Raw genomic sequence first — 25,266 nt, 5'->3', positions numbered from 1 at the left:
GACTGCGCACATCTGCACCACATGGAGGAGCCTTGGAATTCGACGTCACGATCGAGATTCCGAAGGGTTCGCGGAACAAGTACGAGGTCGACCATGAGACTGGTCGCATCTTCCTTGACCGGATGCTCTTCACCTCGACCCGCTACCCGGCCGACTACGGCTTCGTCGAGGGCACCCTCGGTGAGGACGGCGACCCGCTGGACGCGCTGGTCATCCTGGAGGAGCCGACCTTCCCCGGCTGCCTCATCAAGTGCCGCGCGATCGGCATGTTCCACATGACCGACGAGGCGGGCGGCGACGACAAGCTGCTCTGCGTCCCGGCCTCGGACCCGCGCTGGGAGCACCTGCGCGACATCCACCACGTGTCGGAGTTCGACCGCCTGGAGATCCAGCACTTCTTCGAGGTCTACAAGGACCTGGAGCCGGGCAAGTCGGTCGAGGGTGCCCACTGGGTCGGCCGGGTCGAGGCCGAGGAGGAGATCGTGGCTTCGGTCAAGCGCCTCGCGGACTCGGGCACGTCGCACTGACCCCCGCGCGGGTGTCGCACTGAACGCCGCCTTTCCTGCCGGACACCCGGCCGGGAGGCGGCGTTCGGCGTCAGAATGACGGCATGGCACTGCCGAAGGCGAACGCGCTGACGATCCGGATCGAGGGCCACGACCTGCCGGGGCTGACCTGCGGCGGCTCCCCGGACTTCCCCGGCTACGCGGGGATCCAGGTCGCCGTGCAGCGGCGCAACCGTCCCGGCGAACTGCTCGGGCCGCAGCCCGGCGACGCGGACGCGGTGAACTGGACCCTGGACGCCACCGCGAAGCCCGCCGCCGAAGGGGGCGTCGAACTGACCGGCCCTCACATCCAGGGCGGCCCGGGCAACCGCTTCATCTACCTCAGCTGGGGCACGGTGCTCCCGCCGGACCGGACGTTCATCCTGTTCCGGCGGGCCAAGCTGCTGCTGGCGGCGGTGCCGCCGGAGGTGCTGACCGCCGCGCTCGACACCGGCACCCTCACCGGCCGCCTCGGCCTGACCGACGCCAAGGGGCACCCGCTCTGCGCCCGCGTGGTCCCGCCGGCGATCGACTGGTCCGCAGGCCGCCGGCACGCAGCTCCCGGTCAGGGGCGGGCGTAGTAGGTGGGGGTGCCCATGATCCAGAGGTCGGCGGTCCTGACGACGTCGCCGGTACGGGGGGCCTCGATCACCTGGTCGTCGCCGAGGTAGAGGGCGACATGGTAGATGTCCTGCGGGGTCCCGTCGTGGGACCAGAACACCAGGTCGCCGGGGCGGAGCTGGCGATAGACGAGGTGGGTCGAGCGGGCGTACTGGTCGGCGGCGAGGTGGGGCAGCCGGACCCCCGCACGCTCCCAGGCCCGCATGGTCAGCCCTGAGCAGTCGAAGGTGGCAGGTCCCGCGCCGCCCCAGAGGTACGGGTCGCCCAGCCGGGTGCGGGCATACGAGACCGCGACGGAGGCGGCGGCCGGGCGGTACGCGGCCACGGGTCCGCCCGGTACGACGGCGGCCGGGGGCGCGACCGCGAGGGCCGACTGTCGGGCGGCCGCGGCGGTGGCCTGGGCGGTGGTGGCCTCCAGCGACTGCTCCCGCTGGGCCGCCAGGGCGACCGGGACCCGCTGGGCGGTGGCCAGCCGGGCCACCAGCTCGGTGCGGGCGGCGTCGATCTGCGCCATCGCCGCGCGCTGGGCTGCCAGCCGGGCCTGCACCTCGTCGGCCGCCTGCCCGACCGCGACCGCCGCCAGGGCGGCCGTCGCGGCGGCCTGGAAGGCGGCGGTCGACGCCGCGACAGCGCCGGCGGCGGTGGCGGTGGCGGTCGCCACGATCTGTCCGGCCTGGTCGCCGACCGCCCGCAGGGCCTGCTCCTGGAGGTCGGCGGAGTGCAGGTTGCGGGCCTCCAGCAGGTCCTGAACGCCCGCCAGCGCGGCCGGCACACCGGCCCGGTACTCCGCGGCGGCCAGCGCGGCGGCCGCCTGGCGGGCGGTCTCCCGGTCGCCGGCCGCGCGTCCGGCCAGGGCCGCCGCCTGTACGGCCTGCTGCTGCGCCTGCTGCTGACGCAGCGTCGCCGCGTCGTAGCGCTCGACGGCCAGCCCCGCCTCGATGTCCAGCGCCGCCACCGCGCCCTTGGCCTGGTCCAGCCGCGACTGGACGGCGGCGACGTCGTCGGCGGCCGCCCCTCCGGCGGCGACCGCTCCGACGGCCACCCCTCCCGTACCGGGCGGCGGGTTGTCGGCGGCGGCCCGGCCGGACAGCGGAGCGGCCACGAGCAGCGCGGCGGCCAGCACGGCAGCGAGCGCGGCGACCGGCCCGGTGCGGCGAGCGGTGCCGCGAGCAGTGCCGCGAGCGGTGGAGAGGAGCACGGATCCAGTCTGCGGCGCGGTGCGGCTCCGCCGCAGAAGCTGACGGACCATCCGAGTGACTGGCCGTCAGCTCGACCAGTCCGGAGGGTCAACCCCGACGGGCGCGGTCGGCCCTGATCGGGTCGGGCCTCCGCTGTCGGGGCGGGCGGCGGTCAGGCGGGCGGGAGGCGGCGGTCGGGTCGGCCTGGAGGCTGGGCGCGGGGTCGGCCGTGGCCGGGTGGGACGGCCGGAGGCTGGGCGCGGGGTCGGCCGTGGCCGGGTGGGACGGCCGGAGGCTGGGCGCGGGGTCGGCCGTGGCCGGGCGGTCAGCCGCGTTCTGGGCGGGGGCGGGGGCGGATGCGCCGGCGGCCCGCGGCGATGGTGCGGCGGCGGGCGGTGGCGGAGGCGCGGCGCCCGTCCGGGGTGGGCGTCCCGGCCCGGGGTACGGGTCGCTCGGGGTGGCGCCGGCCGGCGTCGGCGGCGGCCGGCGCGGGCCGGCGTACCGACGGGGCCGGAGGGGCGGCGGTGAAGGCGCCCCGGTGGCGGGAGGCCGGCAGCCGGGCCAGGCGGCGCATCCGGGCCTCGTCCTGGGGCAGGTAGAGCTTGACGGTCGGTCGGCCGGTCCGCTGACCGGCGACCCGCTGCGCCATCCGCTCGGCGAGCAGGTGCGCACGGGTGGGCCGGACGCCGGCCGGCGTCGGCTTGCCGGCGATGAGGTCGAACAGCCTCCGCCGGGCCGCGTCGGCGCGCCCGTGCCAGCGGGCCTCGCGACGCCGGGCCCGGGCGTACTTGCGCGCCCGGCCGGTGTAGCGCCAGCGGGCCCACGGGCTGTTGGGGCGGGCCAGCCGGATCGCCCCGATCCAGGAGACGCCGGGCACCATGATCCCGATCATGCCGCTCCAGAACTTGCCCTTGAACAGCGTGATGGCCGTGAACAGCGCGTTGGCGGAGATGACGCCGATCAGGCCCCAGCGGACGTGGCTGCCGGGGGTGACCCCCAGCGGGAGGTAGCCGACCAGCAGCAGCCCGGTGAACAGGATGCCGACGATGACCGCGTCCACGGATTTGCGGCCCTGTTCGCTCCAGTAGACGTCCTCCAGGTGCAGCAGCAGCGCGAACTCGTCCAGCACCAGCCCGCAGCCGATGCCGAAGACCAGGCCGAAGACGTCCAGCCAGGGGTGGGTGCCGGCGGTGGCGAACGCGCCCATGCCGCCGAGCAGCAGGAAGAACAGGCCGAAGACCACATGGTGGATGTGCAGGCCACCGGGGGTGACGTTGCCGGGCCACCAGCGCACGCCGCGCCGGATCATCCGCACACTCAGCCGGATGAACAGGAAGGAGCCGATGAAGCCCACCAGGACCAGGAACAGCGGCTGCTTGCCCGGGTCCTGGATGTGGCGCGCGTAGGACCCCCAGAAGGTGGGCCACATGACCTCGTCTCCTCCTGTTCGTACGGGTCGTGCCGGTCGCTGCGGTCGGTCAGAAACCGCGGGTGCGCTTCGCGGCGCGGCGCGCCACCTCTGGGCCCGCGCCCGGCGGGACCTGCAGGAACAGTCTCGCCACTTCCCCGCCCAGGTTCACCCCGACGGCCAGGGCCAGCGCGATCGCCGCGGCCCGGCTGATGTAGACCAGGCCGGTCAGCGGCTGGCCCTTGGCGAGCGAGAGCAGCCCCAGGTAGATCACCGATCCGGGCAGCAGCGGGCCGAGCGCGGCGGTGACGTACGGCAGCGAGGAGGCGTAACGGTAGCGGGAGGCGAGCTGGCCGAACAGGCCGACCATGCCGGCCGCGATCCCGGTGGCGATGATCGCGGAGGCGTGCGCCTGGACGGTGAGCACCCCGTACACGGTCCAGCCGATGCCGCCGAACAGGGTGACCGCGGGCAGCACCCGGCGGGAGGTCTGCAGCAGCATGGCGAAGAACAGTGTCAGCGCCATCGCGGCGGGCAGTTGCAGGGCCGGGAAGGGCTTGATCGCGAAGGTCTGCTCCGGGTGCAGCGAGGCGCTGAACTTGACGCCCACGTAGAGCACCAGCAGCACCCCGAGGACGATGCCGACGACCAGGTAGATGACCTCCAGCAGCCGGGCGGCGGCGGTGATGTAGAAGCCGGTCAGGCCATCGGCCACGGCTGCGACCAGGGCCCGGCCGGGCAGCAGCGCGAACAGCCCACCGGTGATCACGACCGAGCCGCGCAGCTGGCTGTCGCCCAGGGTGAGCACCACGCCCAGCGCGGCGGCGGGCATGGCGGCGACGACGAACTGGTAGAACTCCGGCAGCTCCCGGGTGGCCAGGGCCCAGGCGAGCCGGTCGCCGATGACGGCGGCGACGAAGGCGGTGACGAAGACCAGCCAGGCCTGCGGGTCCGCCCGGCCGCCGACGAGCAGGGTCGCCGACCCGGCGAGCAGTCCGGTGGCGACGGACAGCAGCCAGCCCGGGTAGGGATGCCGGTTCCGGCGGATCTCGGCGAGCCGCCGGTAGGCGTCCTCGACGCTGGCGTGCTCGCCGGTGATGTCGGCGACCAGCCGGTAGACGGAGGCCAGCCGGGTGTAGTCGGAGCCCCGGCGGCGCACCACCCGGGAGGCGGTGACCGGCGGATCCACCAGCGAGGGCTGGTAGCTGATGGAGATCAGCGTGAAGGTGACCTGCGGCTCGCAGCGGTCCAGGCCGCAGGCGTGGCTGACGCCGAGCATGGCGGCCTCGACGTCCTCCGCGCTCTCGCCGCTGGCCAGCAGCAGCTCGCCGATACGGAGCGTCAGGTCGAGGATGCGGGGGACGTTGCGCACCACCTCGGCGGGTTCGGGCGCCGAGCTGCGCTCGAAGGCCGGGCGCTCGGACATCGGGGTGCGCAGCAGCGTGCGCATCCGGTCCGGCCAGGGCGCGGCGCCGGGGGCGCCGACGCGCAGCAGCGACACCGGTATCCCGGCGGCCGGGGTGTAGCCGAGGGTGGACCACTCGTCCTGGTCGGTCTCGGCGCCGGGCGTGGCCTGTTCCAGCGAGGAGGGCGTGGTCCCGCCGCGTTCGGCGGGGCCGAGCAGGCCCGGCGTGACCGGACCCCGGGATTCGTCCCACTCCCTGTCGTCGGGCTTGTCGTCGGCCCGGTCGTCGGCCCGGTCGTCATCTTTGTCGAAGCCCGCGTCGAAGCCCTCGTGGTCCTCCGCGTCCTTGGGCGTACCGCCTGGATCTGGCCTGCTGCCCTCGGGCACCCGTCTACTCCTCGCCGAACCGACCGTCTGCTGCGGTCTCCACCTTGCCCGAACGCACGGGGCCGCGCATACCCGGTTCCGCCGTCCATCGCCGCATGTCAGCACCGACCCCCTGGTCAATCCTGGATTGACGGTAGAGGCCCGGAACGACAGGGCGACGCAACGGTCACCGACCCCATATGGGGGATATTTACCAGTCGAGATGGAACTATGTCGACTTGTTAGTGAATGCTGGGCATGCGACGTCAGGATCGGCGGACCGGGCCGGCCAACCCTCCGCCACCACCCCACCTTCACTCTCAGGGAGATCGCGTGTCCCGTATGCGCACCTTCGCGGTGTTCACCGTGCTCGTGGCACTCATGTGTCTGGGCATCGGCACCGCCTCGGCGGACGGCAACGCCGCCGGCGCCGGGCAACAGTCCAACGCCGGCATCGTCAGCAACCAGAACTCGGGCGGCCGGGGCGGAGCGGTGCACGGCAACGCCGTCACCATGCAGCAGACCGGCACCGGCGGTGGCGCCTCCAACGCCGACAACGCCGCCGGGATCGTCGGCGACTCGGGCACCCTGGGCAGCGCCCAGCGCAACAGCGACCGGACGGCGATGGATCTCTACTACTGACGCCTGCCCTCGGCAGCTCGCGGAACCGGCCACCGCGACGCCACCCCGCTCTACCAGCGCCAGAGCGGGTGGGTGGGCGGACCGGGAAGGGTCAACCCAAGGGCCACCAGGGGCCGACAGCGGATGGGGCTGTCGGCCCCTCCCCCTGTCCAGCTCCTGCTCCCCCCGCTCCCCCGCTCCCCGGACACCGGCACTGCGGACACCGGATCCGCGAACACCGGCTCCGCGGACACCGCTGCTGTGGACATTCGGCGCCGTGGCGTCAGCCGTGGTGGCGGACCACCACGAAGGCGTCCAGGGACGGATCGTAGTGGTCGTGATGCGGAACTCCGGTGGCGTTGGCCTCCTGCCAGGCCCGGTGCAGCGCCCTGCTGGCCGGGCCGTCGCCGGAGTAGGTCGCCACGACCACGCCCCCCTGCGGCGGGCAGAGCCGACAGGTAGCGGTCTCGATCATCGTGCTCGTCATCGCGTACTCCCGTTCTCGTGCCGTACGGGACGGCCGCGCGCCCCTGCTCGGTTCCCGGATCGCACCGGAGGCGGTGACGAACCAACGACAGACGGTAGCCGCTTCCCCCGGCGGACGGACAGCCGCGCTGGTGGCAGCGGCCGCTGAGGGCGGCTCAGCCCGCCGCCAGCAACGTCCGCCCCAGCCAGTCGCTTCCGTCCCGCACGCCGGGCAGCGCGAAGAAGTACCCGCCACCGGTCGGCGAGATGTAGTCCACCAGTGGCTCGTCGATCAGACGGGTCTGCACCGCCTCGAACTGCCGGACCACGTCCTGCTGGTAGCAGCAGAAGGCCAGGCCCATGTCGAGGTTGCCGACGCCGTCGATGCCCCGGTCGTAGTTGAAGCCGCGCCGCAGGATCCGCGAGTCGTCGGTCTTCGCGGTACGGGGGTTGGCGATGCGGATGTGGGCGTCCAGCGGGATGGCCGCACCCTGCGGGTCCTTGGCGTAGTCGGGGATGTCGGTCTCGTTGGCCCCGTCCAGCGGCGCCCCGGTGTCCTTGCGGCGGCCGAACATCTTCTCCTGCTCGGTGAGCGAGACCCGGTCCCAGAACTCCACCAGCATCCGGATGATCCGCAGCACCTGGTAGCTGCCGCCGGTGGCCCAGGCCGGTTCCCCGTTGCCCGCGTCCACCCACACCAGGCGGTCCATCTCGCGGGCGGAGCCGACGTCCGGGTTGGCGATGCCGTCCTTGAAGCCCAGCAGGTTGCGCTGTGCCCCGCTCGGGCGCGGGGTGTTCTGGAAGCCGTCGATGCGCCACTTCACCTGCATCAGCCCCCGGGTGTGCCGGGCGATGTCGCGCATCGCGTGCAGCACCGTGTCCTGGCGGTCGGCGCAGATCTGCAGCGACAGGTCGCCGTGGCACTCGGCGGCCTGCAGGTTGTCGTTGGGGAAGGTCCGCATCGGGCCGAGCCTGCGCGGCTTCTGCGCCGCCAGCCCGTAGCGGCCGTCGAACAGGGACGCGCCCACGCCGACGGTCACGGTCAGGTTGTCGGTGGGGACGACCGGGCCGAGGATCCCGTTGTCGGCGGGCGGCGCGCCGACGCCCAGGTCCGGCGGGGTACCGCCGCTGGTGAGAGACCGGATCCGGTCGGTCAGCGTGCGCAGCAGCTGCTCCAGGCCCTTGCGGTCGGGGGCGATGACGGTCATCGAGAGGAAGGCGGCGAAGGCCGGGGCCGGGGTGGTGATCCCGGCCTGGTGCTCGCCCTGGAACGCCACCGACCCGCCGGTGCCGTCGGAGCCGTTGCCCGCCGCCGCGGCCGGGGTCGCGGTGAGGGTGCCCGCACCGATCGCCCCGGCGGCCACGGCGGCGCCGACGGCGCCCGCGCCGAGAGCGGTCTTCACCACGGTGCGACGGGAGGTGCCGAAGCCGAAGGGGCAGCTGCCGGCGGCGGGGGCCGCGGGACCCGGGCCCGGGTCGGAGGGGGATACGGAGTCGGTCGAGGGCTGGTGCTGAGCAGTCATCAGGCGGACTTCCGGATCTCAAGAAGGTCGGGGACGGGGGCGAGGTCTTCCAGCAGCTGGCCGACGGCGCCGTTGAGGGTGGTGCGGGTGTCCGGGTCGAGTTGCTGCACCGGTGTCCAGCCGCCGCCCTGGTGCGCGGTGTTGAGCAGAGCGGTGACGCGGGCGATGTCCGCGTCCACGGTGGCCAGCAGGGACGGGCTGCGCTTGGCGATCAGTGGGCGCAGCACCGCGAGCAGTTCCTGGGTGCCGGTGAGGTTGGCCTGGGCGGTGGCCAGATTGCTGCCGCTGCCCTCGTCGGTGTCGGCGGTGAGCTCGAACTGGAGCGTGTTCTCCAGGATCTCGTGGGTCCGCAGCGGCAGGTCGGTCGGGTCGAAGTCCTGGGTGGGGAAGGCCTTCTGCAGCCCGGTCACGTCGCTGAGCAGCCGGCTGCCGACGGGGGCCAGGCTCTGCGCCGACCCGCCGTGCCACAGGCCGTACTCAAGGCGGTGGAACCCGCTGAAGTCCGGGTCCTGGACGCCGCCCGGCAGGCCGTCGGCCCGGCCGTTGATCTTCTTGTCGAAGTCGGAGAAGGTGCCGTAGGCCGCGCCGAGGGAGGAGTACTGGAGGTGCGCGGTCAGCCAGTCCGCCTTGGCGGCGGTGAGATCGCCGCTGTCGAGGTCGCTCGTGAGCTTGGCGGTCTCGGTGGCCAGGACGGCCAGGCCGGCGTTCACATAGGCCTTGTAGGAGGCCAGCGGGGCGTCCAGGTCCGAGGCGGCCAGCGGCAGTACCGCCTTGGCGACGGCGCCGCCGCCGGAGACGTGCACGGCGGCGGAGGTGACGGCGGTGCCGCCGGTGGGGACGCAGCGCCAGGCGTACTCACCGCTGCCCAGGGTCGCGGTCAACGCGCGGGTGGTGCCCGGGGCGAGGCCCTCGATCTCGCCGTAGACGGCGTTGCTGGAGGGGTCGATCAGGTAGACCTCCGACGTCTGCTTGCCGGTGTTGTGCATCTGGAAGGTCTGCTGGCCGGGCTGCGGAGCGGTGAAACCGGCCCCGCAGGCGGTCGGTGACACGGAGACGGTCGCGGCGGCGACGGGCTTGCCCCCGCTGGCCGAGATCACCGCTGCCGCGGCCACCGCGGGAACGGCCACGACCGCGGTCGGCACCACCCACCGCCGCGCACGCGCCGCCCCGCCGGGGCGCCGTCCGGCGACGGGGGCCCGCTCGGCGGCGGCGGTCGGCGCGGCAGCAGGCTCAGCGGCGGCGGGGGTCGGCGCGGCGGCGGCGGTCGCGGCGGCGGCGGTCGCGGCGGGGGTCGCGGTGGGGGTGCGGAGGCCTCGGACGAAGAGGGTCATCACGATGGCGAGGTAGGCCGCGTAGGCGGCGATCTGCAGCCAGGTCATCTGCGTGGTGAGGTTGAACACGCCCTGCACCAGGGTCGCGTACCAGGAGTTGGCGTCGACGCTGCCACCGAGGTCCACCGCGAAGGCGTGCGCCCCGGGCAGCACGCCGCCCTCCTGCAGGTCGCGCAGCCCGTAGGCGAGCACCCCGGCGGCGATGACGATCAGTCCGGCGCCGGTCCAGGTGAAGAACCTGGTCAGGTTGATCCGCAGGACCCGCCGGTAGAGCGCCCAGCACAGCCCGGTCGCCAGGACCAGGCCGACGGCCGCGCCGATCAGCGGTCCGGTGGTGCTGCCGGCCGTCTGCGCGGTGGTCCAGATGAACAGCGCGGTCTCCAGCCCCTCCCGGCCGACCGCGAGGAAGCTGGTGAGCACCAGCATCCCGGCGCCGACCGCCAGCGCCGCGTTGACCTTGTCGCGGATCTCGCCGGAGAGATTGCGGGCGTTGCGTCGCATCCAGAAGACCATCGCGGTGACGAAGGCGACCGCGATGATGCTGAGCGCTCCGCCGAAGGCCTCCTGCGCGGTGGTGGGGAGACTGTGCGCGGTGAAGGTCAGGACAGCACCAAAACTGAGGGAGAGTCCGACGGCGGCCAGCACCCCGGTCCACACCTGTGGAAGCCGATGTTTCTGATCGGAGCGAACCAGGGTAGCCACCAGGATGGAGACGACCAGTCCCGCTTCGAGCCCCTCTCGGAGCCCGATCAGGAAGCTGGGAAAAGCGTCGTCCCACATGGCGTGAACCCCTCCGCTGGATCAAGTTAGCTTAGGCATACCTTAGTGAGCCGACCCTAAGCCGTCCAGGCCGGGGTCCGGACATGCCGGAGCCCGGCCCCGCAGAGCGGGACCGGGCTCGACTGACAGAACGTCAGCAGTCAGCGCACATGTACGGAGACGGGCGCGGAGGTGCGGTCCACGGTCCGGCGGTGGTGGCTGCCCACCAGGCCGATCAGTTGGGCGCGGAACTCCGCGGTGCCCCGGCGGGTCGCCTTCACCGTGACTGCGAGATGCCCGGCGGAGGCGCAGCTCAGCTGGGTCCAGCCGCCGCCGTTGACCCGCTCGTCGATGCAGAGCTGGATCGGCGCGCCGCCGAAGTCGTCGGTGGCGCCGGCCGCCGTCACCTGGATGGAGCCGTAGTGCGCCACCGAGTGGCTGCGGACGCCGACGGCCAGATTGGACTTGGCGGAGGCGGCGGTCGCGCCGGCCACCAGCCCCCCGGTCAGAACGGCGGTGGCGGCGAGGGTCGCGCCGAGGCGACGGGCGGTGCTGGGCAAGGTCTCCCCCTGGGACGAGTGATACGCGGTGCAGGCGCACGGTACCGACTGCATCGGCCGCACCACCAGCTCTGCCCCTATCGACACACGGCGAACCTCGACGGTTCCCGACTGCCCAGCATCCACGCAGAGAGCACGCAGAGAGCACACAGCGGCAGCACAGCGAAGCCGGCCCGCGACCGTGCTCAGGCGGCGGTCGGGCGGAACCTCGGACGGAGCTCGCCGTCGCCGCCGGCCACCTCAAGACGCACCGGGGCCCCCGGCCACAGCTGGTGCGCCGGAGCGGGGGCCAGCCGGGCGTTCATCCGGAAGCCCTCGTCGAGCTCGACCACCGCGCTGCACTCGGCCGGCGCCGCGGCGGAGGGCAGCGCCATCCGGTAGATCCGGCCCTGGCCGCTGCTCCGCTCCCAGCGGAAGTCGGTGCCGCCGCAGGTCACGCAGAGCAGACCGACCTGCGCGGAGCGGCTGGCACACCAGCGGCAGCGCCGGTACCGCAGCTCGCCCCGGGCCAGACCGTCCCGGTAGACCTCGACCGGGTCGAGGGCGGAGGCGTCGATCAGAGAGGCGTCGACCGGAGAGGCGTCGATCAGATGGTCGATGGGCATGGCGAAGGCTCCTGCACGGGTCCGCAGCTCGAACGATCGTTAAGTTACGGATGCCCGTCGTCACTGTCCAGCCCCATGAAGTGATGTGACGGACGCCATCCGACGGGTCGGAACGGCCGTTTCCCCGCTAGAATCTGAACGATCGATCAGTCATCACAGCAAGGACGGCCCCATGCCCGTGCGACCCTCGGGACAGAACGCGCTGCTGCAGGCCGCCCGCCAGGAGTTCGCCGAGCGCGGCTACGGCAGCGCCTCGATCCGGGACATCGCCCAGCGCGCCGGAATGAGCCTCTCGGCGATGTACCACTACTACTCCGGCAAGCAGGACCTGCTCCACGCGCTGCTCGAAGAGGGTATGGACACCTACTTCGCCGCCTGCGCGGAGGCGCTGGCGGCGGTCGGCGACGCGCCGGCCGACCGGCTCTCGGCGGTGGTCGCGGCCACCACCCGGTTCCGGGCCGAGCATCCGGCCCGGAGCAACATCGTGCTGTCCGAGGAGCGCCACCTCACCCCGGAGACGCTGGCGCACTTCAGCCGGCGTCACGCCGAGGCCTCCAACCTGTTCCGCCACGCCATCGAAGCCGGCGTGGCGGCGGGGGTCTTCCTCACCCCGTACCCGGACGAGGCACGGCGAGCGGTGATCGCCATGTGCAACGCCGTCGCCCAGTGGTTCCGCCCGGACCGCGAGCTGAGCCTGGACGCCCTGGTGGACCGGCATGTGGAACTCGCGCTGACGATCGTCGAGTACCGGCCGCAGCGGTCCTGGTCCGGCCGGACCCCCTGAGCCGGACCCTCTGCCCCGAACCCTCTGGGCCGGTCAGGCCTGACCGGCCTGCTCGGCCTCCTTGCGGACCTCGTCCATGTCCAGCGCGCGGGCCTGCTTGATCAGGTCCTCCAGGGCCGGGGCCGGCAGCGCGCCCGGCTGGGAGAAGACCACCGTGCGGTCGCGGATGATCATCAGTGTCGGGATGGAACGGATCTCGAAGGCCCCGGCCAGCTCCTGCTGGGCCTCGGTGTCGACCTTGGCGAAGACCAGGTCCGGGTTCTCCTCGGCGGCCTTCTCGTACACCGGGGCGAACATCCGGCACGGGCCGCACCAGGAGGCCCAGAAGTCGACCAGCACGAAGCCGTTGTTCTCGACGACCTCGTTGAAGTTGTCCTTGGTGAGTTCGAGGGTGCTCATGCCGCGCTGCCTACTCTCCTGAGAAGGGGATGCCTGCGAGAGGCGGATCTCCGGGCCTACTGCCGCCCATAACGGGCGGGGCGGCCGCGGTTATTCCACCGCACGCCCCGCCCGGCGGCATCGCCGGCGGACAACCCTAGTCCAGGCCGAGGACCGCCGACAGGCCGTCCGGCCCGGTGCCGACCTTGCGGTAGGCGGAGGCCAGCAGCCGGCTGGCGGCCTTCTCGGTGATGTCCAGCTCCTGCGCGATCCGCTGGGTGGGCACGCCCACGGCGGCCAGTTCGGCGACGGCGCGCTCCTGCTCGTTGAGCACCCGCAGCGCGATCGCGTGCAGCCGGTCCGGGCTGGTGCCGGAGGCCTGCAGTTCGGCCCGGCCGCGGATCACCAGACCGTCGGCACCGCACTGCGCGGCCAGCTGGATGCCCTGCTCCAGGGCGTCCGCCGCCTCCCGGGGACGGCCGGCCCGGCGCAGCGCGGCACCCAGGTCGACCAGTGCGAGGGTGTGCTCGTAGGCGGCCGGCGACTGACCCAGCCGTTCCACGGCCTGCCGCAGCAGGCCCACCGCCTTTCCGGGTTCGGCGACCGCCGCGCACCAGCGCAGCGCGGTGCCCACCGCCGAGTTGGTGCCGATCCGCTCAGCGCGCTTGAGCGCCTCCGCGGTCAGCGCCCTGGCCCGCTGCGGGTCCTCGTCGGCGATGGCGACCGCGAGCGGCCCCGACCACGGCGCCCACACCGTGTAGTGCCAGTCCTTGGCGTCCAACTGGCGCCCGGACTCCTCCAGTTGGATCGCGGCCTCCTTCCTCCGGCCCTGCGCCAGCAGCAGCCTCCCGTACAGGGTGGGCGCGTCGGGGACGACCATGACCGGCGGGAACGGCGGCTTGAAGGAGTAGTCCTCGGCGAGCTGCACCGCCTCGTCGAGCTGACCGCGCGCCATCAGGGTGTCGCAGAGCGCGGCGACGATGTCCCACTGCAGCGGGGTGTTCCGGCCGAGCCGGTCGGACTTGCGCAGGGTGTCGCGCAGGAAGTTCTCGGCGTCGTCGAGCCGGCCCCAGCGGCACAGCGCCAGCCCGCGCATGAGGTTGACGAAGGCCAGGTGCCCGCCGCTCCAGCCGGCCACCTCGTACTCGTCGGCGGCCTGGTTGAACAGCGCGATGGCCAGGTCCAGCCGGTCGTTGTAGATGTACGTGAGGCCGATCAGCACCGGGATCTCAAAGCCCCACACGGTGTTGGTCCAGCCGATGCCCTCGGCGAGCCGCCCCCGGTCGAAGGCCCGCTCGGTGAGCGCGAGCACCTGTGCGGACTCCTCGCCGCGCAGGGTGAGGTCGAAGGCCCGCATCACCCGGACGGCCCGGGATCCGGAGTCGGTACCGGTCAGGGACTCGGAGAGTTCCGCGAGCCGCCGCGACCGCTCCAGGCCGTCCGGCTCCTCGCGCAGGAAGGCCCGCCACATGAAGTACGCGGCCTGCAGCCGGGTACGGCCGAGCCCCGGCTCGGTGCGGGCCAGCTCGACGGCGGTGACCTCGGCCGCCTCCGCCATCTGGTTGCTGTGGCCGAGGGCCTGGCCGAGCCGCAGGGTGGCCTGTTCGCGGAGCTCCGTACTCAGGCCGGGGCTGGCCTCCATGGCGGCGCGCAGGTGGTTGATCGTCGCCTGGAGGTCGGTGAGCAGCGCGGAGCAGCCGAGTTCGAACAGCACCTCGGCGCGGTCCTCGTCGGCCGGGGGCTCCTGCAGGGCGCGCTCCAGGCAGCGGCGGGCGGTGTCCGGGGCGCCGACGGCGAGGTGCTCCCTGGCGGCCTGCCGCAGCTGGCGCACCACCAGCTGGTCGTCGTCCGGATACAGCTCCATCAGGTGCCGGGAGGCGGCGGCCATGGAGCCGCCGTTGTCGATGACCTCCGCCGCGGCCTTGCCGTGCATCGCGGTGCGGATGTTGGGGAACAGCATCGACTGGTAGATCGCGGTGGCGATGGTGGGGTGGACGAAGCCGAGCCCGATCCGGCCGTCCGGCAGCGTCTCGTCCTTGATCAGGCGCTCCTCGCGGAGCCACTGGATCGCGGTCGCCGCGGCGGACGGGGTGATCACGGCGACCCGCGCGGCGATGTCCGGGTCGATGGCGTTGTCCAGCACCGCGAGGGCGTAGGCGAAGCGGTAGGTGTCCGGGCCGTACTTCTCCAGCCGCCGGGCGATGGCCGGACCGCGTCCGGCCGCGACCAGTTCGCGCAGTTGCCCGGCGTTCTCGTTGATCGGGGCGAGCTGGCGGTCCTTGAGCTTGGCGACGAGAGCGCCCAGCTCGTAGGGGTTGCCCGCGGTGATGGACCAGCACTGGCGGCAGAACATGTCGTCGGCGTCCTCGCCGAGTTCGTTCCGGACCAGCTCCTCCACCGCGGCCGGGCTGAGGTCGTGCAGTTGCAGGATGCAGCCGATGCTGTCCGGGGCGAGCAGCGGCTCGGCCTCGGACGGCATCTCCTCGGGCCGGAAGGCGGCGGCCAGCAGCACCGGCAGGCCCGCGACCCGGCCGGTGGCGAACGAGGTCAGCCAGTTCAGCGACTCGATGTCGGCCCAGTGCACGTCGTCCACGATCACCAGCAGCGGGCCGTTGCGGACCGCCAGTTGGCTGACCATCCAGTCCAGCGCGTCACGGACACCCTGCGGGTCCGAGGGGGCGTTCACGGTCGGGGCGACCAGGCCCAGTGCGGGCGCGACCAGGTCGTACTGGGACGCCTCGATGAGCTCGGTGCGGCCCCTGTCGTCGAGCTTGGCCAGTGCGGGCTGCAGCAGTTGCCGCACCACATGGAAGGCGGCCTCGCGGGAGCGCTCACCGCCCCTGGCGTAGAGCACCGTGCACGGCTGCTCGCGATCCACGGCCGACCGGCGGAGCTGGGCCAGCAGACTGGTCTTGCCGATACCGGCCGGACCGCTGTAGAGCAGCATCCCGCCCAGGTCGGTCCTGCCTCTGCGATGGCCTTCGCAGAGCGCGTCCAGCGCCTGCTCGGCCTGCGCCGTGAATTCTTCCCGCTCGTACAGCCCGCGCCCAGTCACCGCATGCGCTCCGTCCGTCGCCGTCTGCTCCGAGGTTATCCAGCAGTGGCCAGATGGGGGAGGAGTATCCGCAAAGCGGCTGGGGGAGCGTTTTCGCCATCTCTCGTTGATACTTGAACACATGACCGAAGCGACACTGCCAACAGACGATCAGTTCGGGTAGCGTCGCTGGCACTTGGGCGCGGTGGGGGGCAACTCGCCGTGTCCGGCGCGTGGCACGGAGAGGAGGAATTGACTGTGGAGCTCACCATACCCTTCCCACAGCGGATCAATCCGCACCGGGATGCGGCCGCAGGTCACAACCTCAGCTGGCTCCAAGCGCACGACATGCTCCGGGGCAGTGAGGCGATCGACCGCTACACCAGCTGGAACCTGGCCGACCTGGCGGCATGGAGCTTTCCCGACGCGAGCCCGGAGGAACTCGTGCTGGCCATGGACCAGCACGCGTTCTACTTCCTGTTCGACGACCAGTTCGACAGCGAGCTCGGGCTGCACCCGGTGGAAGTGGCCGACGTCTGCGCCCCGCTGATCGAGATAGCGGCCTCGGACCCGGAACGGACCACCCCCCGCCGGCACGGCACGCCCATCATCTCGGCCTTCGCCGACCTGTGGCGGCGTGGCTGCGCGGGGATGTCGCCGCGCTGGCGGGCCCGCGCGTCGTACCACTGGGAGTGGTACTTCGCGGCACATCCCAATGAGGCACTCGGCCGGGCGCTGGCCGCCGAGGCCCGGCGGGACGGCACCGACGGCGAGATCCCCGGACTGGACGCATATCTGATGCTGCGTCGGGGAGCCTCCGGGGTGGAGACGGTGCTCGATCTGATGGAGCGCATGCTGGGCGAGGTGCCCGCGGTCGCCTTCCACAGCCCGGAGTTGCGCCAGATGCGCCAGCTGGCCGCGGACGCCCCCGCCACCAGCAACGACGTCTGGTCGTACGGAAAGGAGGCGGCCCGCGGGGACGTCTACAACCTGGTGGTGGTGCTGCAGCACCAGCAGCAGTGCACGCTGGCCGAGGCGGTCTCCGCGGTGCTGGCGCAGGCGCAGTGGATGATCGACGAGTTCGTCCGGCTGTCGGAGCGGGTGCCGGAGCTCTGCGAGCGGCTGGGCCTGCGCGGCGCGGAGCGGCGGGCGGTGGAGCGCTACCGGGACGGCATGGGCTCCTGGATGCGCGGCTACTTCGACTGGGAGCACCGGACGGTGCGCTACCGCCCGGAGGGGACGCTGCCGCCGGACCGTCCCAACTACCTGGAGACGTTGCTGCGGCGGCGCTGGTAGCCGCCCCGGCACCACGACGACCGGCCTCTGGACATCCAGCCCAGGGGCCGTTTCGGCGTACCCTGGAGGGTCAGGGCCCCCGTTCGGGAGGATGCCATGACCCACCACCAGTTCCACGTCGACCAGGCGGGGCACTCGATCACGGTCAACCTCCGCAGCGGACATCCGCCGGAGATCGAACTGCTGGTCGACGGCAAGGAGCTCGACTACCACCACGAACGCCTGGCGGACAGCGTGACACTGACCGGTGAACTGCCGTCCACCCCGCCGCAGCCGTTCTCGGTCCGGGTCGACCATGTGCACCACCGCGCCCGGCGCGCGGTCTGCACCCTGATCACGGACGTGGACGAGCGGGTCATGCCCGAACGGGCCATGGCCTGACCGCGGCCCCGTCCCGGCCGCCGGCGTCCCGGCCTCGCACCACCCGCGCCGACGGAGGCGAATTCGCCTCCGTCAATTCGTCATGTCCATGCGCGTCGGGAGCCGTTATCGCACCGCGGGCGTCCCTGGCAAGAAGGCGATAACCCCCGGATAAACGGTCCGTCTAGCTTCGGGAAGCAGACAGGACACACCTCTGGAGGGGGTGCCGGATGGACTTCAGCATTCTGGGGCGCGTGGAAGCAAGAAACACCGGTGGGAGGGTCGCATTGTCCGGGTCGAAGGTGCACACCGTGCTGGCCACGATGCTTCTCGCGGAGGGGAGGGTGGTCTCGGACACCCGGCTCAGCTCGATGCTCTGGGGGTGGGACCCGCCCGCCACCGCCAGTGCCCAAATTTACACTTACATGTCACGACTACGCAGATATCTCGGCCTTGAGGTCGAGATCGTCCGGCGGCCGCCCGGGTACGTGCTGAACGCGCCCGGCTCCCGGATCGACGTCGAGGAGTTCGAGCGACTGGACCGCCTCGGCCGGGAGGCCCTGCGCGAGCGCCGCTACCCGGAGGCGCAGTCGCTGCTGCGGGAGGCGCTGCGGCTGTGGCAGGGCCCTGCCCTGGCCAACGTCACCGAGTTCATGCAGGAGACCGAGCTGCCGAGGCTGGAGGAGGCCCGGATGCTCACCCTGGAGAGCCGGATCGAGGCCGACCTCGCGCTGGGGCTGCACGAGCCGGTCACCGCCGAGCTGACCCGGCTGGTCGCCGAGTTCCCGATGCGGGAGCGGCTGCGGGCGCAGCTGATGACCGCGCTGTACCGGTGCGGCCGCCAGGCCGACGCGCTGAACACCTTCCACCAGGGCCGCGCGCTGCTCGCCGAGCAGCTCGGCGTGGATCCGGGCGAGGCACTGGGCGCCACCTACCAGGCGGTGCTGGTCGGCGACGTCGGCCGACCGGAGGCGGAGCTCACCCGCCGCGCACCGGTGCGCGGCGTGCCGTCGATGCTGCCACCCGCCGAGGACCACTTCATCGGACGCGGGCGCGAGCTGGCCGAGCTGACCCGCAGGCTCACCGAACGGACCGCCGAGGGCGGAGGACCCCGACGGCTGCTGATCACCGGGATGGCCGGCGTCGGCAAGACCACACTGGCGGTGCGCGCCGCCGGTGACAGCGCCGCGAGCTTCCCGGACGGGGTGCTCTTCGCCGAGCTGTGCCACCCGGACGGCACCGCGAAGGACACCGCCTCGGTGCTGCGGCAGCTGCTCCGCGGCCTGGGCGACCCGGCGCCGGAGCACGAGGGAGCGCAGCAGGAGGAGCTGGTCCGGCGCTACCGGGGTCGTACGGCCGGCCGGCAACTGCTGGTGGTCCTGGACAACGCGGTCGGCGACCTGCAGCTGGCGCCGCTGCTGCCGGGCGGGGCGGACGCCGTGGTGCTGATCACCAGCCGGCCCCGGCTGGCCAGGGTGTCCGGCGCGGACACCCTGGCGCTCTACCCGCTGGACGAGGAGGAGGCCCTGGAACTGCTGGCCTCCTCGATCGGCCCGGACCGCCTGGAGCAGGACCGGGACGCCACCGACGACCTGGTCGCCTACTGCGGCGGGCTGCCGCTGGCGCTCTCCATCGTGGCGGCCAAGCTGGCCTCCCGGCCGCACTGGCCGCTGGGCCGGCTGGCGGCCCGGCTGGCCGACCCGTCCCGCCGGCTGGGCGAGCTGTCCTTCGGCGACGTGAACCTGCGCCGGGCCCTGCTGCCCTCGGTCCGCCGGCTCGGTCCCGAGCCGCTGGAGGCCCTGGCCAGGCTCTCCCCGGCCGGCACCGGGACCTTCCCGGCCGCAGCGGCCGCGGAGTGGTTCGGGGTCAGCGAGGACGAGGCCGAGGAGTCCCTGGAGGAGCTGGTGGACGCCGCGCTGCTGGACCTGTCCGCGCTGGATCCGCAGGGCCGGCCGCTGTACCGCTGTCATGAGCTGGTGCTGCTGCTGTCCTCCTGGCTGGGCGCGGCCGACCTGGCCGGGGTGGCCGACACCGCGGCCGCCGCAGGGTGAGCGACCGCCCCGGCCCTGGCGCCGTTCGCGCCGGTCACCAGTTGCGGGCGCGGAACGCGTCCGTGCCGGAGCCCGGCGGGAACGGGGCCAGGGCCGGGCGGATGGTGCCGCGCACGATGCTCCAGGCGTCCTCGACCAGCCGCTCCCGCGGCGGCCGGGGCGTCCTGGCCAGCGCGTCCGCGCAGACCGCCCACAGGGCGGCGACCGCCGCCACCGCCCGGAGCCCGCAGGACTGCCGGACCGAATGGGCACGGGCCCGGCCCACGTCCGTCCGGAAGCCGAGCTCCGCGGCCTGCACCCGCTGGGCCTCGCGGGCGAGTGCCCCGGCCGGGGGCGCGAACAGGGCCGCCCCGAACGGGTGGTCGTACACCTGGCGGACCCAGGTCGCCGTGCGCAGCCGCTCGCGCTGCTCCCAGCCGCCGGGGGCGGCCGGGCCGGGGTCCGCCGCCTCGACGGCGTCGGTCAGGGCCGCGAGGAACGCGGCCAGCTCCTCGCTGCCGGGCTGACCGCCCTGCTCCGTGAGCCGTTCGGGGGATGCCAGGGCGTTGACGTACTCGACGGGCTGGGTGGTCACGGGATCTCGTTCCTTCCGAGCGCACGGATGATCGGGCGGGTTGCGGTGCGGGGCAGTGCGCGGTGCGGGGCAGTGCGCGGTGCGGGGCGGTGCGCGGTGCGGGTCAGGGGGTTCGGTGGAGGCGGACCGGGACCGGGCCGAGGTCGGCCGGGCGGGCCAGCGCGGCGGCGACCGCGTCGGAGAGCCGCAGGTCCTGCACGGTCCACCGGGTGCTGCGGCCGGCCGACTCGTCCCGGACCAGGACCGGCCCCGGCAGCTCCGGGCGGGTCTCCAGGCGGGTCAGATCGGCACCGATCAGGCCCGCCCCCAGCGCTTTGACCACCGCCTCCTTGCGGGTCCAGATCCGGTGGAAGGCGCGGTCGCGGGCCGCCCCCGGGGGCCGGCCGCGCAGATAGCCGCGTTCCGCCGCGGTGAGCACCGAGTCGAACAGCGCCGGGTCCCGGACCGGGCGCAGCGCTTCGACGTCCACGCCGATGGCGGCGCCGGCGGAGACCGCGAACACCCCGCACCCCGCCGTACGGGACAGGCTGATCGACAGCGGCGGCTCCAGCGCCGGCTCGCTGATCCTGGGCGGGCCGTGGCTGTCGTCCGCGCAGCCCCCGCAGGGGTGGCGACCGAGGCCGATCGCGCCGGGATCGACCCCGAGCAGCCCGCCCAGCGCGCGCCGGGCGCCGGCTCTGACCTGAACGAAGGCGGCGACCTCGGATTCGGCCGGCAGGCACAGCGCGCGGCGGAACTCCTCGGTGCCCAGCAGCGCCAGATCGTCGGGGTCGGTCCGTTCCGGCGGCCGCCAGCACCAGACATGGGCCACCGTTCCACAGCCTGACTCGCTGAACGCGCGAGGCCTCGATTCCACCAGGACTACCCCCTTCGCCGTTCGCCGATATCGGTCGCTTATCGTTCCCTTCGAGCGTGCCTGGAGCGCCTACGAACGACCTATACGCAGCGTTCACGGTGGTCACCGGATCGCCGAGGGCGTGCGAACGGGCCCGGCGCGTCTCCGCAGAAGCGCCGGGCCCGGTGCGGGCCCGGGCCGGCGTGCTGACGTCAGGGGTCAGCCGCGGAGCCCGGACCGCGACCCCGGGGGGTACCGGGGTCGTCGACGGCGACCACCCGAATCGCCGTGTCGCCGGTCCCGGTCCGGACGCGGGGGGCGTCCGGACCGGGACCGGGGCTGTGGTCCCCGGCCTCAGGGGGCCGGGGCGGGGGTGTACGTCGGGCCGGGCGGCGCGGTGCCCGCGCCGCCGTCGTCCCGCAGCCCCAGGGCGAGCAACTCGCGCCGGGTCCAGTCGATCTCGGCGGCGAGTCCGGCCGCGAGATCCCCGGCCCGGTCCGGACGGCGGTCGTCCGGCAGCACCGACCAGGTGTAGGTCTCCACCTCGATGTGGTCGGTGAGCGCCCTGGGCCCGCCGAACAGCTGCGCCAGGGTCTCCCGCAGCACTTCGGTGGTGCTGCTCAGCGGCGGCTCCGGCTGCTGGTGCAGCGGTACGTGGTAGTGGATCCGCCAGGGCTCGCGTCCCGGCAGCGCGCCGGCCAGTGCCGGGCCGAGGTCGTCGGCGCCCAGCAGCACCCCGTCCGGGCCCGGCTCCCTGGTCTGGTGCAGGAACCGGGGCTCGGCGAACGGCAGCAGCGCCTCGCGCACCAGGGGGTCCGCGGGCTGTGCGGCCGACAGCGCGGCCGAGGCCTGGAGCTTGACCACCGCGACGCCGGCGTCCAGCAGGCGGGCGACCGCGTCGGCCGGATCCTCGTGCGCCACCGCCAGGTGGCAGCTGTCCAGGCAGAGCCCGATCCAGTCCCGGTCGGTGCCGGCCAGGACGTCCAGCGCCTGCTCGGTGGTCTCCGCCAGGCAGCCGGGTTCGGGCTCGACCGCGACCCTGACCACCCGTCCGGTCTCCTGCTCCAGCCGCTTCAGGCCGAGCGCCAGCTCGTGCAACTGCCGGGCGGCGGCCGCACGCTGTACCCCGCTCCAGGCGGTGCGCCAGGCCAGCGGCAGGGTCGAGACCGAGCCGCGGACCGCGTCCTCGGGCAGCAGTCCGGCCAGCACCCGGGCCAGGTTCAGGGTGTAGTCGAGCCGGGCCGGCTCGGACCAGTCCGGCACGTAGACGGCCCGTTTCACCACCGGGGCGTGGAAGCCCCGGTAGGGGAAGCCGTTCAGGGTGAAGGTCTCCAGCCCGCGCTCGTCGAGCTCACGGCGCAGCCGCGCCACCGAGGCCGGGTCCGCGGCGAGTTGGGCGGCGGTGTCGGCCGGCAGCCACAGGCCCACGCCGAGCCGGTCCGCGCCGAGCCTCCGGCGGACCGGCTCGGCGTAGTCGGACAGCTGGGTGACGATGCCGTCCAGGGTTTCGGCCGGGTGCACATTGGTGCAGTAGGCGAGGTGGACGGTGCTGCCGTCGGTGTGTCGAAGTCGCATGGGTCCCACTCCTACGTCTGTCCCCCGGCCTGACGCCGCGTCCGAGGAGTGCGGACGATCGGGAGCTGGTGGCACGTCAACTCTGCTGCGGTCGCCTATCGGCGCCCTATACGCCGGAGGCCGGGCCGGCCGGCCCGGCTTCCCGCCGCTGCCGCCGTTCCCGGCCTCCGCCGCCGCGCCACCGGATGCGGTGCGCGGCGCTGTACTGGTGCCGCCTGTTCGGCGGTGCGTGCTGGTGCTGTCGTGCTGGTGCGGTGCGTACCGCTGCCGGCTGCGGAGCGCGTCAGGTCCACTCGCCGTTGCCCGGACCGTCCGGAACGGGGACGACGGTGGCGTCGGCGACGGCGGCGTGCCCGCCGATCCGGTGCACGACGGCCGCGTCGGCGGACACCTGCACCGCCGCGATGATCGCGGCCGTTCCGACCAGCGCCACGATGATCCTCTTGAACTTGTTCGCCGCGACCTTGATCCCCCGGTGGAACTGCATGGTCTGACTCTCCCTCGTGGTGTGAGCTGCGCTCTTTCCGACACCGCAGACGCTACGAGGCAGCGGCTTCGGTGCTTTATCGTCCCGGCTTCCCTCACCCCCCACCTGCGAGGGCTCGACCCGAACGGGCGGCCTCGGCCAGGAAGTTGTCCAGCAGCCGCAGCCCGCCCACGGTGCTGATGGACTCGGGGTGGAACTGGACTCCCTCCACAGGCAGGGTGCGGTGCCGAAGCCCCATCAGGTAGCCGTCGTCCTCGGCGTGCGCGGTGCCGAGCAGGGCGTCCGGCAGCGGCTCCGCGACGATGAGGGAGTGATATCGGGTGGCGGTCATGGTGTCCCCGAGTCCCGCGAAGACGCCCGCCCCGTCGTGCCGGACCTCGCTGGTCTTGCCGTGCTTCAGCCGCTGCGCGACGGTGACCTCGCCGCCGTGGGCCAGCGCTATCGCCTGGTGGCCCAGGCAGATGCCGAGCAGCGGCACCCGTCCGGCGAAGGCCCGCACCAGCTCCACGTGCCCGGAGTCGGCCGGATGGCCCGGGCCGGGGCCGAGCACCACCGCGTCCGGCCGGCGCATCACCAGCCGGTCCGGGGGCTCGGTGCGGGACCGGACCACCTCGGTGTCCGCGCCCAGGGTGCGCAGGTACTGGTCGATGATGTGGGTGAAACTGTCGTACGCGTCGACGAGCAGGACCTTCACGGCAGCAGTTCCTCACCGGTCAGCGCCCAGTAGGCGGCGCCCATCTTGTGCAGGGTCTCCCGCCACTCCGCGCGGGGGTCGGAGTCGGCGACGACGCCGGCGCAGCTCTGGGTCGAGTAGCCGGCGCCGTCGTGCACCACGGTCCTGATGCACAGCGCCAGCATCGACCAGCCCCGGCTGTCCACCAGGCCGACCGCGCCCGCGTACATCCCCCTGGGCTGCGGCTCCAGTTCCTGGATCAGCTCCATGGCCCGGATCTTGGGCGCCCCGGTGACCGTCCCGGCCGGGAAGGTGGCGCGCAGCACGGACCAGACGTCCTCGGTGGGCGCCGCCGTCCCGCGCACCGTGGAGACCAGGTGGAACACATGCGAGAAGGTCTCGACGGACATCAGCCGCTCGGTGGCCAGGGTGCCCGGCAGGCAGACCCGGCCGATGTCGTTGCGGCAGAGGTCGACCAGCATGATGTGCTCGGCCCGCTCCTTCTCGCTGGCCCGCAGCACCTCCACCCGGGGCCGGTCCAGCTCCGGATCGCCGCTTCGCGGGGTGGTCCCGGCGATCGGCCGCATCACCACCTGGTCGCCCTCGGTGCGGAACAGCACCTCGGGGCTCGCCCCGATCAGCGTGGAACCGCCGCGCGGCACCAGGTACATGTACGGGGACGGATTGCGTCCGCGCAGCCGCCGGTAGACGTCCAGCGGCCGCAGCTCGGTCTCCACCTCGATCCGGTGACCGATCTGGATCTGGTAGATGTCGCCGACCCCGATGTGCTCCAGGCAGCGCTCCACCCGGTCCAGGTAGGCCGGTTCGTCGATGCTGTCGCGTACCGAGCGCGGTGGCGGCGCGTCCGGTACCGGCGGCAGCGGGGGCAGTGCGGCGACCAGTGCGGCGAGGTCGGCGAGGTCCGCGTCGGCGTCCCGGGGCGGCAGGTCCGGCCCCTCGGCGCTGAGCCGCAGCACGCCGCCGGAGTCCTGGTCGTACCAGAGCGTCTCCCGGAACAGGGTGAGCACCAGGTCGGGTTCCGCAGTCGCGTCGGCTCTGGGTGGCAGCTCCTCCATGTGCCAGGCCGCGCCGTACCCGATGGTGGCCAGGAAACCGAAGGCGTAGGCGTCCGCGGGCCGTCGGGTCTGCACCCGGAACAGCTCCTGGGCGCCCCGGAGCAGCTCCCAGACCTGCTCCGGACGGGCGAGGGCGCGCTCGAAGCTCCGCTCGTGGGCCTGCCCGGCAGCGGCGCCGTCATCGGCGTTCCCGACGGCGCCCGCCACGCGGCCGTTCGCCGTGCCGCTCACGGCGCCGTTCACCGAGCCCGTCAGCGCCGCATCGGCCACCGCGCCCTCGGGCGGGGCCGCTGCGGCCAGGCCGAGCCGGTCGGCGACCACCAGCAGCGCGCGGACCAGCGGGGCCGTGCCGGAGACCGCGATCCGGCCCGGGTGGACCCGCAGTTCGGCCAGGCTCCCCCGGCCCACGATCGAGGAGTCGCCCTCCTGTGCCGGCCCCTCCAGGCTCTCCAGCAGGAACACGTCCTGCTCCCCCCGCGCCAGCAGCGCGGCGTACAGCTGCAGCGGCGAGTGCGGGGCGAGCCGGGTCTCCTCCACCCGCACGGGGAGGGACTGCCGCCCGCCGGCCGGGGCCCGGACGGCGGCGTCGAGCAGAGTGGTCACTGGTGTCTCCTTGGCTCGGCTGGTCTGCCGTACCGGCGCGTCCCGCATGGGCGGTCTCCAGGGAGCGGGAGCGAGGTACTGCCTCCGCACCGTAGGAACCCCCGCTATCCCCGGCCTATGTGCACCGTCGTCGCCCGCACCGACGCCGCCCGC

Annotated in this window: 23 protein-coding genes; 7 read left to right on the top strand and 16 right to left on the bottom strand. The window is 73.3% G+C overall.

From position 1 onward, the window contains the following. The first annotated feature begins 32 nt into the window (after positions 1-32). Both ABH925_RS12805 and ABH925_RS12800 read left to right on the top strand, forming a co-directional pair. Entirely contained in the window at positions 33-527 is a 495-nt protein-coding gene (locus ABH925_RS12805) for an inorganic diphosphatase (protein ID WP_370147561.1), read from the top strand. 83 nt (positions 528-610) lie between these two features. Beyond that, the gene (locus ABH925_RS12800) at positions 611-1,126 is read left to right on the top strand and encodes a DUF5990 family protein (protein ID WP_370147560.1); all 516 of its coding nucleotides are present in this window, start codon (positions 611-613) and stop codon (positions 1,124-1,126) included. Here the strand turns inward: ABH925_RS12800 and ABH925_RS12795 are convergent. The 3 genes from ABH925_RS12795 to ABH925_RS12785 form a co-directional block, all read right to left on the bottom strand. Then, positions 1,111-2,364: a C40 family peptidase gene (locus tag ABH925_RS12795; protein ID WP_370147559.1), complete on the bottom strand. Its 1,254-nt coding sequence runs from the start codon at positions 2,362-2,364 to the stop codon at positions 1,111-1,113. The two genes, ABH925_RS12800 and ABH925_RS12795, sit on opposite strands and share 16 nt — an antisense overlap. Before the next feature lie 305 nt (positions 2,365-2,669). After that, positions 2,670-3,773, bottom strand: a complete 1,104-nt coding sequence (locus ABH925_RS12790) for a hypothetical protein (RefSeq protein WP_370147558.1) — start codon at positions 3,771-3,773, stop codon at positions 2,670-2,672. Positions 3,774-3,822: 49 nt separating this feature from the next. Further along, positions 3,823-5,544 carry a threonine/serine exporter ThrE family protein gene (locus tag ABH925_RS12785; RefSeq protein WP_370147557.1) on the bottom strand — a complete coding sequence of 574 codons (1,722 nt, stop codon included), beginning with the start codon at positions 5,542-5,544 and terminating at the stop codon, positions 3,823-3,825. A 312-nt stretch (positions 5,545-5,856) separates the two neighbouring features. Between ABH925_RS12785 and ABH925_RS12780 the strand changes: the two genes are divergently transcribed. Continuing rightward, positions 5,857-6,165, top strand: a complete 309-nt coding sequence (locus ABH925_RS12780) for a hypothetical protein (RefSeq protein WP_370147556.1) — start codon at positions 5,857-5,859, stop codon at positions 6,163-6,165. Positions 6,166-6,427: 262 nt separating this feature from the next. Here ABH925_RS12780 and ABH925_RS12775 read toward each other — a convergent pair whose 3' ends face one another. The 5 genes from ABH925_RS12775 to ABH925_RS12755 all read right to left on the bottom strand — a co-directional run bounded on the left by ABH925_RS12775 (position 6,428) and on the right by ABH925_RS12755 (position 11,387). After that, positions 6,428-6,631, bottom strand: a complete 204-nt coding sequence (locus ABH925_RS12775) for a hypothetical protein (RefSeq protein WP_370147555.1) — start codon at positions 6,629-6,631, stop codon at positions 6,428-6,430. A 154-nt stretch (positions 6,632-6,785) separates the two neighbouring features. Next, positions 6,786-8,132 carry an iron uptake transporter deferrochelatase/peroxidase subunit gene (efeB, locus tag ABH925_RS12770; RefSeq protein ID WP_370147554.1) on the bottom strand — a complete coding sequence of 449 codons (1,347 nt, stop codon included), beginning with the start codon at positions 8,130-8,132 and terminating at the stop codon, positions 6,786-6,788. Continuing rightward, positions 8,132-10,243, bottom strand: coding sequence for an iron uptake transporter permease EfeU (gene efeU / locus ABH925_RS12765; protein WP_370147553.1), 2,112 nt, complete (start codon positions 10,241-10,243; stop codon positions 8,132-8,134). The genes efeB and efeU overlap by 1 nt, the downstream gene beginning before the upstream one ends. Before the next feature lie 140 nt (positions 10,244-10,383). Then, a complete protein-coding gene (locus tag ABH925_RS12760) occupies positions 10,384-10,782 on the bottom strand; it encodes a hypothetical protein (protein WP_370147552.1) in 399 nt (132 codons plus the stop codon). Positions 10,783-10,967: 185 nt separating this feature from the next. Further along, complete coding sequence (locus ABH925_RS12755; protein WP_370147551.1) at positions 10,968-11,387, bottom strand: Zn-ribbon domain-containing OB-fold protein; 420 nt, start codon at positions 11,385-11,387, stop codon at positions 10,968-10,970. Between the two features lie 172 nt (positions 11,388-11,559). On the opposite strand from ABH925_RS12755, the gene ABH925_RS12750 reads away from it, so the two are divergent. Further along, positions 11,560-12,171, top strand: coding sequence for a TetR/AcrR family transcriptional regulator (locus ABH925_RS12750; RefSeq protein WP_370147550.1), 612 nt, complete (start codon positions 11,560-11,562; stop codon positions 12,169-12,171). Positions 12,172-12,204: 33 nt separating this feature from the next. Here the strand turns inward: ABH925_RS12750 and trxA are convergent, their stop codons facing one another. Both trxA and ABH925_RS12740 read right to left on the bottom strand, forming a co-directional pair. Continuing rightward, positions 12,205-12,618: a thioredoxin gene (gene trxA / locus ABH925_RS12745; protein WP_370147726.1), complete on the bottom strand. Its 414-nt coding sequence runs from the start codon at positions 12,616-12,618 to the stop codon at positions 12,205-12,207. An 88-nt stretch (positions 12,619-12,706) separates the two neighbouring features. Next, positions 12,707-15,604 carry an AAA family ATPase gene (locus ABH925_RS12740; protein WP_370147549.1) on the bottom strand — a complete coding sequence of 966 codons (2,898 nt, stop codon included), beginning with the start codon at positions 15,602-15,604 and terminating at the stop codon, positions 12,707-12,709. A gap of 237 nt (positions 15,605-15,841) precedes the next feature. On the opposite strand from ABH925_RS12740, the gene ABH925_RS12735 reads away from it, so the two are divergent. The 3 genes from ABH925_RS12735 to ABH925_RS12725 all read left to right on the top strand — a co-directional run bounded on the left by ABH925_RS12735 (position 15,842) and on the right by ABH925_RS12725 (position 19,290). Further along, positions 15,842-16,879, top strand: a complete 1,038-nt coding sequence (locus ABH925_RS12735) for a terpene cyclase (protein WP_370147548.1) — start codon at positions 15,842-15,844, stop codon at positions 16,877-16,879. Positions 16,880-16,975: 96 nt separating this feature from the next. After that, positions 16,976-17,260, top strand: coding sequence for a hypothetical protein (locus tag ABH925_RS12730; RefSeq protein ID WP_370147547.1), 285 nt, complete (start codon positions 16,976-16,978; stop codon positions 17,258-17,260). Between the two features lie 266 nt (positions 17,261-17,526). Then, a complete protein-coding gene (locus tag ABH925_RS12725) occupies positions 17,527-19,290 on the top strand; it encodes a BTAD domain-containing putative transcriptional regulator (RefSeq protein WP_370147546.1) in 1,764 nt (587 codons plus the stop codon). A 34-nt stretch (positions 19,291-19,324) separates the two neighbouring features. On the opposite strand, the gene ABH925_RS12720 is transcribed toward ABH925_RS12725, so the two are convergent. The 6 genes from ABH925_RS12720 to ABH925_RS12695 all read right to left on the bottom strand — a co-directional run bounded on the left by ABH925_RS12720 (position 19,325) and on the right by ABH925_RS12695 (position 25,113). After that, complete coding sequence (locus tag ABH925_RS12720) at positions 19,325-19,864, bottom strand: hypothetical protein (protein ID WP_370147544.1); 540 nt, start codon at positions 19,862-19,864, stop codon at positions 19,325-19,327. A gap of 103 nt (positions 19,865-19,967) precedes the next feature. After that, positions 19,968-20,675, bottom strand: coding sequence for a 4'-phosphopantetheinyl transferase superfamily protein (locus ABH925_RS12715; protein ID WP_370147543.1), 708 nt, complete (start codon positions 20,673-20,675; stop codon positions 19,968-19,970). Between the two features lie 378 nt (positions 20,676-21,053). Next, positions 21,054-22,274 carry a metabolite traffic protein EboE gene (gene eboE / locus ABH925_RS12710; RefSeq protein WP_370147542.1) on the bottom strand — a complete coding sequence of 407 codons (1,221 nt, stop codon included), beginning with the start codon at positions 22,272-22,274 and terminating at the stop codon, positions 21,054-21,056. A 283-nt stretch (positions 22,275-22,557) separates the two neighbouring features. After that, positions 22,558-22,761: a hypothetical protein gene (locus ABH925_RS12705; RefSeq protein WP_370147541.1), complete on the bottom strand. Its 204-nt coding sequence runs from the start codon at positions 22,759-22,761 to the stop codon at positions 22,558-22,560. A 94-nt stretch (positions 22,762-22,855) separates the two neighbouring features. Then, positions 22,856-23,455 carry an aminodeoxychorismate/anthranilate synthase component II gene (locus ABH925_RS12700; RefSeq protein ID WP_370147540.1) on the bottom strand — a complete coding sequence of 200 codons (600 nt, stop codon included), beginning with the start codon at positions 23,453-23,455 and terminating at the stop codon, positions 22,856-22,858. Beyond that, positions 23,452-25,113 carry an anthranilate synthase component I family protein gene (locus ABH925_RS12695; protein WP_370147539.1) on the bottom strand — a complete coding sequence of 554 codons (1,662 nt, stop codon included), beginning with the start codon at positions 25,111-25,113 and terminating at the stop codon, positions 23,452-23,454. Before ABH925_RS12695 ends, ABH925_RS12700 begins: the two co-directional genes overlap by 4 nt. Between the last annotated feature and the right edge of the window lie 153 nt (positions 25,114-25,266).

The organism is Streptacidiphilus sp. EB129 (assembly GCF_041262645.1).
Taxonomy (GTDB): Bacteria; Actinomycetota; Actinomycetes; order Streptomycetales; family Streptomycetaceae; genus Streptacidiphilus.
Note: the sequence above shows the minus strand (reverse complement) of the source record. Positions and strands in the feature narration are given on the sequence as shown.